The organism is Pedobacter sp. AK017, assembly GCF_014200825.1.
Classification (GTDB): Bacteria; Bacteroidota; Bacteroidia; order Sphingobacteriales; family Sphingobacteriaceae; genus Pedobacter; species Pedobacter heparinus.
In genome coordinates, this window is record NZ_JACHCW010000003.1 from 116,808 (window position 1) to 130,740 (window position 13,933).

Annotated in this window: 12 protein-coding genes; 11 read left to right on the forward strand and 1 reads right to left on the reverse strand. The window is 43.7% G+C overall.

Features of this window, described 5'->3' with window-relative positions:
* Positions 1–5 precede the first annotated feature (5 nt).
* The 11 genes from HDC92_RS05425 (at position 6) to HDC92_RS05475 (ending at position 12,017) form a co-directional block, all read left to right on the forward strand.
* Positions 6–1,079 carry a porin gene (locus tag HDC92_RS05425; protein WP_183872859.1) on the forward strand — a complete coding sequence of 358 codons (1,074 nt, stop codon included), beginning with the start codon at positions 6–8 and terminating at the stop codon, positions 1,077–1,079.
* Positions 1,080–1,160: 81 nt separating this feature from the next.
* Complete coding sequence (locus tag HDC92_RS05430; RefSeq protein ID WP_183872861.1) at positions 1,161–2,291, forward strand: sensor protein KdpD; 1,131 nt, start codon at positions 1,161–1,163, stop codon at positions 2,289–2,291.
* A gap of 29 nt (positions 2,292–2,320) precedes the next feature.
* On the forward strand, positions 2,321–4,081 hold the full coding sequence (locus HDC92_RS05435; protein ID WP_183872863.1) for a sensor histidine kinase: 1,761 nt from the start codon (positions 2,321–2,323) through the stop codon (positions 4,079–4,081).
* A gap of 189 nt (positions 4,082–4,270) precedes the next feature.
* Positions 4,271–5,284 carry a beta-ketoacyl-ACP synthase III gene (locus tag HDC92_RS05440; RefSeq protein ID WP_183872865.1) on the forward strand — a complete coding sequence of 338 codons (1,014 nt, stop codon included), beginning with the start codon at positions 4,271–4,273 and terminating at the stop codon, positions 5,282–5,284.
* Positions 5,285–5,674 (forward strand): acyl-CoA thioesterase, encoded by a 390-nt coding sequence (locus HDC92_RS05445; RefSeq protein ID WP_183872867.1) that lies wholly within the window; start codon positions 5,285–5,287, stop codon positions 5,672–5,674.
* Positions 5,675–5,896: 222 nt separating this feature from the next.
* Positions 5,897–6,682, forward strand: a complete 786-nt coding sequence (locus HDC92_RS05450) for an alpha/beta hydrolase (protein ID WP_183872869.1) — start codon at positions 5,897–5,899, stop codon at positions 6,680–6,682.
* 54 nt (positions 6,683–6,736) lie between these two features.
* Positions 6,737–7,108 carry a hypothetical protein gene (locus HDC92_RS05455; RefSeq protein WP_015808315.1) on the forward strand — a complete coding sequence of 124 codons (372 nt, stop codon included), beginning with the start codon at positions 6,737–6,739 and terminating at the stop codon, positions 7,106–7,108.
* Positions 7,109–7,359: 251 nt separating this feature from the next.
* Positions 7,360–9,627 (forward strand): TonB-dependent receptor domain-containing protein, encoded by a 2,268-nt coding sequence (locus HDC92_RS05460; RefSeq protein WP_183872871.1) that lies wholly within the window; start codon positions 7,360–7,362, stop codon positions 9,625–9,627.
* 9 nt (positions 9,628–9,636) lie between these two features.
* Positions 9,637–10,929, forward strand: coding sequence for a sialidase family protein (locus HDC92_RS05465; protein WP_183872873.1), 1,293 nt, complete (start codon positions 9,637–9,639; stop codon positions 10,927–10,929).
* A 12-nt stretch (positions 10,930–10,941) separates the two neighbouring features.
* Positions 10,942–11,376: a hypothetical protein gene (locus HDC92_RS05470; protein ID WP_183872875.1), complete on the forward strand. Its 435-nt coding sequence runs from the start codon at positions 10,942–10,944 to the stop codon at positions 11,374–11,376.
* Positions 11,376–12,017 carry an SCO family protein gene (locus HDC92_RS05475; protein WP_183872877.1) on the forward strand — a complete coding sequence of 214 codons (642 nt, stop codon included), beginning with the start codon at positions 11,376–11,378 and terminating at the stop codon, positions 12,015–12,017. Before HDC92_RS05470 ends, HDC92_RS05475 begins: the two co-directional genes overlap by 1 nt.
* A gap of 11 nt (positions 12,018–12,028) precedes the next feature.
* On the opposite strand, the gene HDC92_RS05480 is transcribed toward HDC92_RS05475, so the two are convergent.
* Positions 12,029–13,810 (reverse strand): hypothetical protein, encoded by a 1,782-nt coding sequence (locus tag HDC92_RS05480; protein WP_183872879.1) that lies wholly within the window; start codon positions 13,808–13,810, stop codon positions 12,029–12,031.
* Positions 13,811–13,933 lie beyond the last annotated feature (123 nt).

Sequence of the window (13,933 nt, forward strand, 5' to 3'; positions counted from 1 at the left end):
TTGAAATGAAGAAACTACTATTGTTATCGGCAGTCTTAAGTACTGTCGCAGGCTACAGCTATGGGCAGACCGAACCGAAAATTAAGGTGTCTGGCTACCTGGAAACTTATTACGGATACGATCTTAACAAACCATCAGATAACAACCGCCCCGGTTTTATTTATTCACACAACCGTCACAATGAGGTAAACCTGAACCTGGGTTTTATTAAAGGGGCCTATGATGATGGAAACATCAGGGCAAATGTAGCCTTGATGGCCGGTACGTATACCAATGCCAATATGGCTGCTGAACCTGGTGTGCTAAAAAATATTTATGAGGCCAATGCAGGCTTAAAGCTTTCTAAAACACTTAACCTCTGGCTTGATGCAGGTATATTTGCTTCACATATTGGTTTTGAAAGTGCGGTATCCAAAGACTGCTGGGTATTGACCCGGAACATTTCCTCAGAAAATACACCTTACTATGAATCGGGTGCCAAGCTCAGTTATGCCAGTAAGGATGGCAGTTTTGCTGCTACCTTGCTTTACTTAAACGGCTGGCAGCGCATTAACCGCCTCAATGGCAACAGCAAGCCTGCAGGTGGCTTGCAGCTGACCTGGAAACCTACAGCAAAAATCACCCTTAATTATAGCAATTACCTGGGAACAGAGGGCAGCGACGCCCTACGTGTAAACCGCTTTTATCATGATGTATATGGAATTTTTGAATTGACAGACGATTTCGGTCTGACCCTGGGGCTCGACTACGGTACCCAGCAGGAGGCTAAAGGGAGTAAAAAACACAATGAGGTATTTGCACCGGTAGCCATAGCCCGTTATAACATTTCTGATCAATGGAAAGTGGCGGGCAGGGTAGAGCATTACCAGGATAAAAATGGTATTTTTATAGTTACAGGTACATCCAACGGCTTTAAAACCACTGGTTATTCTTTAAATGTTGACTATGCCCCCATCAGCAATGCGGTAGTAAGGCTGGAAGGGAAGCTTTACGATAGCAAGGATAAAATATTTATCAAAAATGAAAATATAGTGAATACCAACGCTGCAGTTACAGCAAGTATTGCAGTTTCTTTTTAAGTTTTTTACAGGGCTGGTTGTGGTGCGGCTGGTCCTGTATTAATTTTTAATTATGGATAAAAAATATTTTTATACAATGTGATGGAAGAAGAAAATAAAGCAAGCTCCGTACGCAAATTTCTGGACCTGGTAAAGAAATCCAGAAGGGGGAAATTTAAAGTCTACATTGGCATGAGCGCCGGTGTGGGCAAAACCTACCGGATGCTCCAGGAAGCACATGCATTATTGAAAAATGGCATTGATATCCATATCGGTTATATCGAAACGCACAACCGCGCAGAAACACAGGCCCTCCTGGCCGGTATTCCCTTGATCCCCAGAAGAAAATTGTTTTACAAGGGGAAAGAACTGGAAGAAATGGATGTAAATACTATCATTAATCTGCACCCTGAAGTTGTAATTGTAGATGAACTCGCACATACCAATGTAGAAGGAAGTAAAAATGGCAAAAGATGGCAGGATGTGGTCGACATCCTGGAAGCCGGCATCAGTGTGATCTCGGCCGTAAATATCCAGCACCTGGAGAGCATGAACGAAGAGATCGAAAAGATTACCGGGATTCCCATTACAGAAAGGATTCCCGACAGGATCCTGGAACTGGCCGATGAAATTGTAAACATTGACTTAACGGCAGACGAACTGATAGACCGCTTAAAGGCAGGTAAGATCTATGACCACACAAAAATTGAACGTGCATTGGCTAACTTTTTTCAATCTGACAGGATATTGCAGCTCCGCGAGCTTGCTTTAAAAGAAGTGGCCCATCATCTGGAAAGGAAGATCAGTATAGAAATTCCCAAACAGATTAAACTGAGGCCCGAACGCTTTATGGCCTGTATCTCTACCAATAAGGAGACCGCCAGGATCGTGATCCGCAAAACAGCCCGGCTGGCCTCTTATTACCATTCACCCTGGATCGTGCTGTATGTACAGAACAACAGGGAAAGGGGCGATAAGGTAAAGCTTGATCTGCAGCGGCACCTGATCAATAATTTTAAACTGGCCACAGAACTGGGTGCGGAAGTGATCAAGATCAAAAGCAACCAGATTACACAAACTATACTAAAAATAGCAGAGGAAAAAGAGGTCACTACGATATGCATCGGCAAGCCACATTTAAATTTATTTCAGATTATCATGAGAACCGCGATTTTTAACCAACTTTTGCGCAGCATTTCAGCTACAGAAACCGATTTAGTGATTTTGAGTTAGCAGTGTTATAGAATTTAAAAAATATAGGAATGAAAATAAAAACCAAACTTCGCCTCGGATTCGGATTCCTGTTCGTGGTGATCCTCTTTTTTGGAGGTATTTCATTGTACTACATGAATGAGATTTCCATAAGGTCGAAGGTTATTTTGAAAGACAATTATGAGACACTGAACTTTACGAGTAAGATGCGGTCGATACTGGATGAACATCCTTTGCCTTTGTCAGACCAAGCCCGGGAATTGTTTAACAGGCAACTGGCGCTAGAAGGAAAGAACATTACAGAGGCCGGAGAAGGCAAGGCGGTAGTAGCCCTGAAACTGGCTTATGCAAAGCTTACAGATCCTTCAGCTACACCGGCAGCAATACAAGAGGCTATCGCCAAGATCAGGTGGCAGCTGAAGCTGATTGACGACCTGAACATGAATGCTATTGTCAGGAAAAATGATGTGGCACAGGCTGCCATAGAAAGGGCCGCCATGTATGTGATCTTTGCCGCTTCCATCTGTTTTCTGATCCTTTTTTCTTTCATCGTCAATTTTCCGGGCTTTGTAGCCAATCCCTTACGCGAGTTTTCTGATGCCATAAAAGAGATCAGCCGCAAAAATTATAAGCAAAAACTGGAGTTTAAAGGTTCAGATGAATTTTCTGAACTGGCAGCCTCCTTTAATGTGATGACGGCCGAATTAAATAAGTGGGAAAGCAGCAACCTGGCCAAAATACAATCAGAAAAACTGAGAATTGAGGCCATTATTGAACAGATGCAGGATGCCATCATTGGCTTAAACGAACAGCAGGAGTTTCTGTTTTTCAATAAGGTAGCCGGACAACTGATGAACCTGGACCAGCAAAATATAATCGGACAGAATGCAATGGAACTCCGCAAAAAGAATGACCTGCTGAACCGCATTTTACAGGAAACCGGTACGGATAAACCCATCAAGATTTACGCTGATCACAAAGAATCCTATTTTCAGCTGGAACGAAGGGAAATTATAGTGCCCAACTATGACGACAATGCCGACAATGCAACCGTTCAAACGGGTAAAGCCGCAGGCCAGGTCTATATCCTTAAAAACATCACCCAGTTTAAAGAACTGGATGAGGCCAAAACAAATTTTATTGCTACCGTTTCCCATGAGCTGAAAACACCCATCTCATCCATTAAGATGAGTTTAAAACTGATGGATGATGAAAGGGTCGGAATCATGAACCCTGAACAAAAGGAACTGGTCCAACACATCAGGGAAGATTGTGGAAGGCTGCTCAAGATTACCAGCGAGCTGCTCGACCTGGCTCAGGTAGAAACCGGTAACCTGCAGCTGAACTTTGTGAAGTCTGATCCCCGTAAAATTGCCATCTACGCCATGGATGCCGTAAGGTTCCAGGCCGAACAGAAATCAATTGAATTGGAACTCATTTCAAAAAATAAGCTCCCGCAAATCAATGTTGACATTGAAAAAACAGCCTGGGTACTGGTCAACTTCCTGTCCAATGCCTTAAGATACAGTGCAGTAAAATCAAAGGTTATAGTCCAGGTAATCGAAAATAACGATACCATAGAGTTCTCCGTCAGGGATTTTGGCAAGGGGATAGAAGAACAATATCAGAAACGTTTGTTCGAAAAATATTTTCAGGTACCTACAGATGGGAACAACAAATCAGGATCGGGACTTGGCCTCGCCATTTCTAAAGATTTTATAGAAGCCGAAAGTGGTAAGATCTGGGTTGAAAGTGCAATAGGGGAAGGGAGTAAATTCTGCTTTTCATTGCCGGTTGCCACTAACGCATGATCCGCTGTCCCTTAACGTCCTGCTGTTCCGGCTGCACAGCTTTGGGTAAATCCCCAATGGTGTTGCTTTAACAGAAATGGTCGCAGCTGCAAAAAGTACTGCGGGAATCTGTAGAAGAAGCTGTAACTTTGCAAAAAAAAGAAAGCAGGCCTTAAACCTGCTTTCTTTTACAGAATTACGTACGCACAAATGAGAATAAGGAAAAATGCGGTGATTACCGCTGTTGGGGGGTATGTTCCAGATACGGTTTTAAGTAACCATGACCTCGAAAAAATGGTGGATACCAATAGCGAATGGATTGTTGCCAGAACAGGGATAAAGGAGAGAAGGATTGTAAACGATCCTGATATTGCGACTTCAGATATGGCAACTTATGCCCTTAAAAGATTGATGGATGAAGGCAATGTTGACCCTGATGAAATTGATTGTGTGATCGTATCAACCTCTACACCAGATTACGTAATGGTAAGTACAGGCAGTATGGTATGCGAAAAAGCAGGCCTTAAAAATGCATGGGGCATAGATACCAATGCCGCCTGCAGTGGTTTTTTATATGCACTTACACTTGGTGCAAGTATGATTGAAAGCGGACGCTGTAAAAAAGTGGTGGTCATTGGTGCCGATAAAAACAGTGCCATCGTAAATTATACGGACCGTAACACCTGTATCCTCTTTGGCGATGGTGCTGGTGCAGTTTTACTGGAACAAACAGAAGAACCTGTAGGATTAATGGATAGCTTTTTCAGAACCGATGGCAGTGGTAAGGAAAACCTGATCGTGACTGCCGGGGGCTCTAAATTCCCTGCTTCACAGTCTACATTGGATGAAAAGCTCCATTATGTACGTCAGGATGGCCGTGTGGTATTCAAGGCAGCCATTCAGGGAATGACAGATACCTGTAACGAGGTTTTAAAATCCAACGACCTCGTCAGCGCGCAAATTGATTACCTCATCCCGCATCAGGCTAACCTAAGGATCATCCAGTCCGTAGGCGAATACCTGGGTTTATCTGCCGAGCAGGTAAAAGTAAACATAGACCGTTATGGAAACACCACCGCTGCAACCATTCCTTTGTGCCTATGGGATTTTAAAGATGATTTTAAATATGGCGATAAAATGATACTCACCGCATTTGGTGCAGGTTTTTCATGGGGTGCAACCTATTTGAAATGGGGAACATTACGCCAGTCTAAAAAAGATTAAATGACAATAGAAGATAAAATACAGGCATCGGAAACCCGTATCTTTAAAGCAGTGTTTCCCAATACCACCAACCATTATGATACTTTATTTGGCGGAACAGCCATGCACATGATGGATGAAGTGGCTTTTATTACCGCTACAAGATTTAGCAGACAGCGTATGGTTACTGTCAGCAGCGACAGGATTGATTTTAACAGGCCAATTCCAGCTGGTACCATTGTAGAGCTCATTGGAAGGGTTAGCCACATTGGCAATACCAGTTTAAAGGTAAGCGTAGAGATCTATATCGAGCAGATGTATAGCGACGAAAGGGAAAAAGCGGTAACTGGAGAGTTTTCGTTTGTGGCCATAGATGAAAATAAAAAACCCGTACCGGTTTTTAAAGGCTGATCCTGACCATCTGCTAAATGGCCGGTTAACCGTTCCGTACTACAATACGGAACGGTTTTTTTTGCATATTTTTATTAAGGTAATTTTTAATAAGTTATTGAAAATGAAATGACGAATTATTTCATTTTGGTTAATTATTGTGTATATTTAAATTTATAAATGCCTTTTAATTGGTTATTTTGATGGTATTTATTGTAATTCTTAAAAGGATTTAATGTCGTAATGAGAAAAATAACAGCCAAGAGCATCGTATTTATTACCGGTGCATTTGTAACCAACGCCTGCTGGGATGAATGGCGGGCTTATTTTGAAATCAATGGCTACAAGACCATCGCTCCGGCCTGGCCTTTTAAAAATGGAACTGCTGCCGATCTCCGTAGCAGGCAACCTCATGACACAGATCTTGCCGCTTTAACTTTAACGGAATTGACAGATCATTATGCCAGTATAGTTAGCAGAATGCCCGAAAAACCCATCGTCATCGGACATTCTTTGGGCGGATTGATCACCCAGATCATTGTCAACCGCGATCTTGCGGCTGCCGGGGTAGCCATACATTCTGTTCCAACATTAGGTGTATTCCCTTATGAATATTCATTTATTAAAGCAGGATGGAAGTCGCTGGGTCTTTTCAGCTCGCTCAAAAAAACTTATTTAATGTCCTTTAAAGACTGGCAATATGCATTCGTTAATGAAATGTCCCTGGAAGAGCAAAATACCGCCTACCAGCAGTTTACCATTCCTGAATCTAAAACTGTGGCCAGAGGCGCACTTACTACTGCTGCCAGAGTAGATTATAAAAAGGAACATGCGCCACTTTTGTTTACTGCAGGTAGTATAGACAACATTATCCCCGCACATTTAAATTACCGTAATTATAAAAAATACGCAAAAAACAACTCCGTTCTGGCCTACAGGGAGTTTCAGGGGCGTAACCACTTTGTCCTGGGGCAAACAGACTGGAAAAATGATGCAGAGTATATTTTAAACTGGTTAAAAGCAACCTGAAATATTTCATTTTTTTGGCTAAATCTTTTGCATTTATCTTACATTTGCAGCAAAATGCTGTTGAAACCACTTTCCATATTGCTTTTATTCAGTTTGCTCACTGCAAACTGCAGCAATTTGTTTGTTTATCTCGGTTTTGAAGCCAATCAGAATTACATTGCCAAAGAACTTTGTATCAACAGGGATAAACCCCAGCTGCACTGTAATGGTAAATGTTATTTAATGAAAAAATTAAAGCAGGCACAGGAAAAAGAACAGAAACAGGAACGCCAGTCACAGAAAGTCCAGCTACAGGATGCACTGGTTACCCAAAAACTGGTTTGCATTTCCCCGGTTAAGCAGCTCAGATCTTCAAGAGCAGCAGAAATCCCTTTTGCCTTGCCAAGACATTCATCTGCCATATTTCATCCGCCACAGGAAAATTGACCCTTCTCTTCTGAGGCTGCAAACCTTTTTCCTGAAGAAGGGAAAAAAATTTCTACTATAAGCATCGCAAATTGCCGTACAGCTGTAATACTGTGCGTATATCGGTTCGTTGGCTTATAGGCTCAATATTTAATTTTCCTGGAATTATTATTTGTTCCCATTCATTTTATTTAAGGGATGGAGCAGGAATGGATAGATCAAATTTAATGATGAATTTATTTAGATACTTAATTTTATGTATAGGGCTGCTCATGCTTTTTTTGCATGGACATGCCCAGAACTTGCCTGTTAAAGGCCATATTTACGATTCCCAGACGCGTCAGCCGCTCGCCGGGGTGATTTTGTTTAGTGCAAATAATCAGAAACTTACAAAATCTGATGCCAGGGGATTTTTTGAAATAGCTGCTGTACAGCCCGACAATAAGGTTAGGGCAGTGCTGGCCGGATATAAAACCCAGAGCATCAAAATTAATACGGCTGAAAATGAACTCAATGTACAGCTGGAAGCCGATGGGCTCAGCTTAAACGAGGTCCGGATTGCCGGTTATAATAATGCAAACAAAACCAATAGGGAAACAGCCGGCGCAGTTGCATTGCTTACGGCTAAAGACATCAGTCGTGGCAGCGGCTTGTCTTTGCAACCTGCACTGAATGCCATTCCCGGTGTGCGTATGGACCAGAGTACGCTCTCTGAAGCCCGTATTTCCATCCGGGGCAATGGTGTCCGTGCAGCTTACGGTATCCGCAGTGTTAAAATTTACGTGAATGAAATTCCTGTTACCGAAGCCGATGGAACCACAAGGATTGAAGCCCTCGATGTCAACAGCATCGGCCGTGCCGAAATCATTAAAGGCCCGGCCTCCAGCATCTATGGTGCAGGTACCGCCGGTGTCATCAACTTTCAGCTGCAGCGTGCACCATATCAGGAGCAAAGCCTGGAAGCTTCTGGTTTGGCAGGCTCCTATGGTTTGCACCGTCTGGCAGCTACTTACAGGAGTGGCGGCGACAAGCTGAACAGTTATGTTTCTTATGGCTGGCAGGAATATGAGGGCTACAGAGCACACAGTAACGACATGCGCAGGTTCCTTACCGGAAATTTTCAGCTTTTTCCGAGCGATAAACGCATCATTACCCTGATGCTGAACAGGACCACCCAGCATTCCCAGATTCCGGGATCGCTCACTGCAGCCCAGGTCGCTGCTGATCCTTTACAGGCCAATGCAACCAATCTGGATAAGCAGGCGGGCAGGTATCAGACCTGGACACGCATTGGATTAGGACAGCAATACCGTTTCAACGATCAGTTTTCCAATTCTACCAGTGTGTTTACGTATTTTTACGACCTGGACCACCCGCTGCCCTATGCCTACATCCGGAATTTTTACCAGAGCTACGGCGGCAGGACCCGCTTTACCTATGATCCCGGATTCAGCATTTTGCCCAGTAGGTTTACCCTGGGTGCCGAGTTTAATGAAGGCCTCACCAAAGGCACCCAGTATGTCAACAACCAGGGTAAGGAAGGCACAGTCAACGCGAATATAGACTATCAGAACAGACAGTATTCCCTTTTCTATCAGTCAGAAACCACACTGGCACCACAAACCACTTTAACATTGGGCTTAAGTTATAACAGTCTGCGTTACGATGTTAAAGATTACCTGAAGCAGAACCAAAGCGGTGTTAAAAAGTTCAATCCGCAGGCAACACCGAGAATTGCACTTAGCCATACATTTAGTGAGGCCTTAAGTCTGCATGCCAGTGTCAGCTCCGGCTTTTCCCCGCCATCCGGTTCAGAGATCAAAAATGTAGATGGTTCCATTAATCCGGTATTACAGGCCGAAAAAGCAATAAACTATGAGTTGAATGCAAAAGGTAACCTGTTGCAATCCAGGCTGGCGTACGACCTGGCCCTGTTTAAAATGGATATGAAGGGTGAACTGATCGCACAATCTGTACAACAGGGCATTACAGTTTACAACAATGCCGGAAAAACAAGCCACAATGGCGTAGAACTGGCCTTATCCTATCAGCTGCTAAAAGCCACTGATGAGGCAGAAATTATTAATCTGCGTCCTTTTGTGGCATTAACTTATTCAGATTTTAAGTTTAAAGATTACAAAACTTTAAATGCACAGGGAGAGGTTACGGCCAGCTATGACGGAAATAAATTAACAGGCATCGCACCCTGGGTAATGAATGCTGGTATAGATCTTGAAACCAGAACCGGGATTTATTTCTATGGAAATTATTTTTATAGCGACCGCCTTCCTTTAAATGACGGCAATACGGCTTATAATGCTGTTTACCAGGTTTTAAATGCAAAAATCGGCTATAAAAAACAACTCGGCAATTGTCTGGAACTGAATGTTTACGCAGGCCTGGATAATATCGGGAATAAAAGCTATAGTTCTATTGTATCTTTAAATGCGGTAGGCTATGGCGGGGCACAACCCCCATACTTTAACCCCTCCCCAAAAAGAAATGGTTATGGTGGTTTAAATCTAAAATACTTATTTTAACTGATGGAGATGAAGAAGAAAATAGCATTCCTGCTAATGGGTACGGTACTGTGTTTTAACGCCTGTACCCGGAAAACCAATATCCCCGAAGCTCAGCTTCTAAATACAGGCGCTGCCGAAGCTGTTGCCCCCTATTTTACCAGAGACAATGAAGGCAATGCAGTGCTGTGCTGGACAGAAAAAGATAGTAACGATTCCCTTTTCCGTTTAAAGTATGCCAGATACAATGTACAGGCCAGCCGGTTTGATCAGGCCATTACTGTTCCCGCTTCGGCGGGATGCAGTAATGCTGCCGAAAGTATGGCTAAGGTTGCATTTAAAGCAGATGGTACGGTACTGGCCATCTTTGGCAAACGCTTTCCAAATGAAAAGAATCCTTATGCAGGTGCCATATATTATAGCCTGTCAACAGATAAGGGAAACAACTGGTCCGAGGCCCGCTTCATACATACCGATACTGCTCATACTTATGGCCGGGGCTTTTTTGATGTGACTACGTTAAAGGATGGCGAACTTGGTGCCGTCTGGCTGGACGGACGTTTTGGAAAAAATATCAAAGGCTCGGCCTTGTTTTTTGCCCGTACAGCGCAGGGAAAAGGCTTTGAAACAGATACCTGTATCGATAAAGGAACCTGCGAGTGCTGCCGTACTGATATTTTTTCTGATGGGGCAGGGAACATCCACCTTGCTTACAGGAATATCAGTTACCCTGCTGAACTTTCAGATCAGCAGGTGAGGGACATGGCTTACAAATCCTCTGCCGATAATGGTAAAACCTTTAGTGCAGCTAAAACCATTAGTGCCGACAACTGGCAGCTCAACGGCTGTCCGCATTCCGGGCCATCGCTTGCGGTAAGTAAGGGCCTTGTGAATGCCGTATGGTTTACAGCTGGTGGCGGAGCAGGTTTATACCATACCTCTTCAGCAGGCCTGGGAGCTGATTTTCAAAGGCGTAACCTGATTACGGCTTCGGGCAGGCATCCACAGCTGATTGCCCTGGAAGGGGATAAGCTGGCCATGGTCTGTGAGGAAGCCCTGATTGCTGAACCTGAAAAATCAATGGAAATGACCCATTCACATGGTGGCATGAAAATGAACCATACAGCAGCTGGTCATGCAAAGATCCTTGTAAATATTTTAACAGCAGGCATACCGGAAAAAGCAATTGACGTTACCGATGGTGCAGCAGCCGATAACCATGCAGTTTTAACCCCTCTTAAAGATGGTTTGCTGATTGCCTGGGTAAGGGAAGGAAAATCCGGATCAAAAATATATTATACTAACGTAGCATTAACAAAATAACAACATAAAGAGATGAAAAGAACTATAGGGATTTTACTGGTCATCCTGGCAGCAGCTGCCTGTAAGCCAGGTGTAGATTATAAGACCAAACGGGATGAAGTAATGAAATTTCATGATGTGGTCATGGCCGATCAGGGGGTAGTGGTAAACAACCAGATGAAACTGGATACCTTATTAAAGGATTTAAAAGGCTTGAAAGCTAAATTTCCTGAAATAGATACCACAGCAGAAAAAGCTACAATAACAGCTTTGATCGCTCAGCTTACCAAAGCAGAAGACAGCATGAACGATTGGATGCACAAATTTGAACCTGATGTAACCGGAAAATCAAATGAGGCAGCCATTCAGTATTTTAAAGACGAAATGGTAAAGATTGTTGCGGTCGACAGCCTTTACAAAAAGGAGATCAGATCCTCGGCTGCTTATTTAAGTAAATTCGGAAAGTAATGCGCAAGACATTCATCTGCATCATATTGCTATCTTTAAGCTTGTATGGCTGTAAAGATAAGGCGCAGCAGCTCCCTTTCATGCAAATGGAAATAGGCGAAAAGGTAATGGATGGTAAAACGGTAAAGGATACGGTTTTCCGGACCATTCCGCCTTTCAGGCTGTTAAACCAGGACAGTGCAGTGGTTACAGAAAAAGATTTTAAAGGCTGTATTTACGTGGCCGATTTTTTCTTCACTTCCTGCCCAACCATTTGTCCAACCATGCACCGCAACCTGTTAAAGGTCTATAATAAGTACCTGGGTAACCCCCAGGTTAAACTGGCTTCGCATACCATCGATGTGAAATACGATACCCCATCCAGGATGAAAGCTTATGCCGCTAAACTGGGGGTAAAAGGAACCCAATGGGAATATCTATGGGGCCGCAGGGATGAAATCTATGCCCTGGCCGAACGAAATTACCTGGTCTCCGCTCAAGAGGATAAAGCTGCGCCTGGTGGTTTTATCCATCAGGGCTACCTGGTACTGGTAGATAAAGAAAAACGCATCCGTGGTTTCTATGATGGCACACAGGATAAGGAAGTACAACAGCTGATGTTGGATATGGATATATTACTGGCCTCGTATTCCCAAAAGTAAGCAGTTGCCGCTTATACTTTACAATTTTCCAGCTGCTGCTCTGCCAGCAGCAGCTGCTTGTAAACTTCATGTACAGAAATGCTGCTCTGTTCTTTCAATACCGGCAGCAGCTGTTTGTAATAGCTGATACCCTGTTCCAGTTGTTCCTTAAACTTGGTAAAGTATTTTATTTTTTTAGTGTTCAGGTCGCTCAGCTGTGCTGAGATGTCTTTTTTCAGGTAATCGATGTAAAGGTTCAGTTCATTAATGAACAGGTTGGGGCGGTTTACGGTAGTCAGTAAATTTGTTTTTCCATAAATGTGCTGTACCATCTCCTTTAAACTGTATTTTCCAGAAAAATAAGCCAGGTTTGGTCCCGGACAAATACTGACCGCCTTGCTTTCCTTAGACTTTAGCATGCCGTTTTTTAAATATACAGCAGCACACAATCCTTCGCAAAGGCATACTTTTTCAGTTATGGCCTCAAACTGTTGCTGATATTCGGCTGCCGGTAAAGCCTGGTTTTCAAGTTCTTTAAGTTTTAAATGCTGATATTCCCTGGATGCCGTGCAGATCGGTAATGCTGTAAATTCCGTGTTCGTACATAAAAATTTCTTGGTACAGGGGCTTCCCGGTCGCCCTTTTGCAATCCGATCCAGCCGCTGTTGTTCCATACTGCTTTGCTTAAAACTGTTAAATAGGACGCCCAAGGGCGATGAATTGCTCAGGTAAAAATCTTCCTGTTCTGCATTAACAAGTGCTTCCAGGGTATCGTCATCTACATTTGTAGCTTCCGGCACCAGTAAAAAGGGGCTGCCCCATCCTGCAGCATCTAGCTGGTAATAATTCAGCAGAAACCGGTGCTCCTCGGCCGTACCAATACCACCCTGGGCAGTAATCCGCTGCAAAGGTTTTGAGGGTACAGCCCTGTGTTTTGCAGTAAGGGCCATACCGTATACCTCATACAGCTCCTCCAGCAATGCGCTGCGTTTCTCCTTAAACTCTTCCAATATCGGCCCCAGTAAAAAACCTTCGGTAGCAAAAGCATGGCCCCCGCAGTTCAGCCCCGATTCAACCCTGAATTCGCTTACCCATAAGCCCTTTTTGGCCAGTAACTTAGCCTGAATCGTGGCCGAACGGAAATCGCTTACTTTAAGGATGATCTGCTTATTGATCGTTCCCGAGGTATCCGGATAAAAATCTGCGCATTGCTCCATATAGCCATATAGCCTGGGGTTCAGTCCTGCAGAAATAATTACGGCAGCATTAAGCCGGCTATTGGCAAAACCCCGCATGGCAGCCAGGGCATCAGTATAGGCATCGCCAAGGTATTCGTCCTGGCCGTCGTAATTGGCTTTGTCCACCTTCGACATGATGTTTACATCAATTGAACCGGGGCTCATCTTTTGCTTTAAAGCAGAAAGTGCAGTCGCTCTGGCTGCTGGGTCTGTCATTTTCAGCATTTCAGTATATTCCAGCTTTAAAACCGAATCGTCGGGCAGCAGTTCAAAGTAGGTATGAAAATCTCCGGCCGGCTCATCCGCTTTGCCCAGCATCGCTTCAAACTGCCCCTTCACCAGCTTGTCCAACAGGTTCAAATAAGCGGTTATCCTTAAGGCCCGGCAGTCGGTTTCCTTTTTGGCAATAAGCGTATAATCTTCCTGCTGTGCTGCCGAATGAAACTTGCGCATGCGCTCGGTCAGCTCATCATCTACAATGGAAACAACAGAAGAAATTCCATACCTGGCTACTTTTAGAGGCGTATCTATAGAATAACCCAGGCCAAGAACAGGAATGTGAAAAGTATGGTACATGGAATCAGTGTAAGGTTCAGCTGCAAAATAGCAGACTATTTTCAGGTTAAAATATGATGGTCATCACTTTTAAATATGACTGATGCCATAAATCATAGCTGCTCAGAATTTATATATTTGTAA